Genomic DNA, 1,211 nt, shown 5'->3' on the forward strand with positions numbered 1-1,211 from the left:
CGGATGTCCTGCCTCCGCGCCGGACCCGGCCGCCCCGGCCCGGCCTCCACCGTCCCGGGAGCCGGCGAAGTCCTCGACGACCACCGAGCCCCCCGCCGCCCCCGTACCGGTTCCCGCGTCCTCCTCGATGAGCCGTCGCACGATGGCAGCGGCGACCGGCTCCACCGGCACCGCCGCCGCCCCGGCGGGCGCGTCCACGAAGGTGGTGCGCAGCCGCGGTGGGCGGGCGATCAGGAAGCGGGCGCGGCTGTGCTCGGCGGCGGCGGTGCGGATCAGTCCTTCGACCGCGTGCTTGGCGGTGACGTAGGGAGCCCATCCCGGTACGGGGGCGCGCACGGCGGCGGATGACACGGCCACGACCCAGCCCGTTTCGGCGGCGACCGCCGCGGCGAAGGCGGCCAGCGGTGCCTGGACCAGCTCCAGGGCACGCCGGACGTGGTCGACGGAGCGGGCGGCGAAGTCGGCCGCCACGGGCAGGTTCTCCAGGGGCGGGCAGGCGTTGAGCACCACGATGTCGATACGGCCGTGCTCGGCGGCGATCCGGTCTCTCACCTCGCCGCACCAGGCGACGTCGGCCGCGTCGCCCTGCTCCAGGCGCACCCGCCCGGCCGGCATCCCGGCCCGACCGAGTGCGGCCACCAGCGCCCCGGCCTCCGCGCGGCTGTGCCGGAATCCGGCGTGGACGGTGCAGCCGGCGAGGGCGAGCGCCTGCACCAGCGCGGCGCCGAGCCCCCGGCTGCCGCCGGCGACGAATGCCACCCGGCCTGCCAGCGCCCCGGGGTCGGCCCCGTCGGCGCGGTGGCCGGACAGCAGATCACGGAGCAGGTCCGGGGACGGCTCGGTGGTCTCCCGCCGGACGAACTGGACGATCTCCACCCGGGCCGCGAGCGTGCCCGCGGACACCTCACCCGCCAGCCGCAGCCGCCGGAAGCGGGGGTCGGCATCGGCGACGGTGGCGCTCGCCGCGAATCCCCCGTCCACGGCGTCCGCGGGGGCGTCGCCCCGGCAGTCGAGTGTGAGGGCGCTGATGAGGGCAGGGCGCCCCGGTATCCGCATGCCCGCTACATAGCTCGACCAGGACAGTGCCGCGAGGTGCTCGACGTCGATCCCCGAGCCGGTGAGGCCGAGTTGTCCGAGCAGCCGGCGCAGCGCCGGCCAGTCGGGCCGGTACTCCTCGCCGAACCGGCGGTCCGTCGCGATCTGTTCCAGGG

General features: G+C 77.0%; 1 protein-coding gene. It reads right to left on the minus strand.

The annotated features are described in order from the left end of the window. Positions 1-1,211 (minus strand): SDR family NAD(P)-dependent oxidoreductase (locus ACWF94_RS40795; protein WP_453500400.1); only part of this gene is annotated, 1,211 nt, incomplete at both ends.

It is taken from the genome of Streptomyces sp. NPDC055078 (assembly GCF_053607985.1).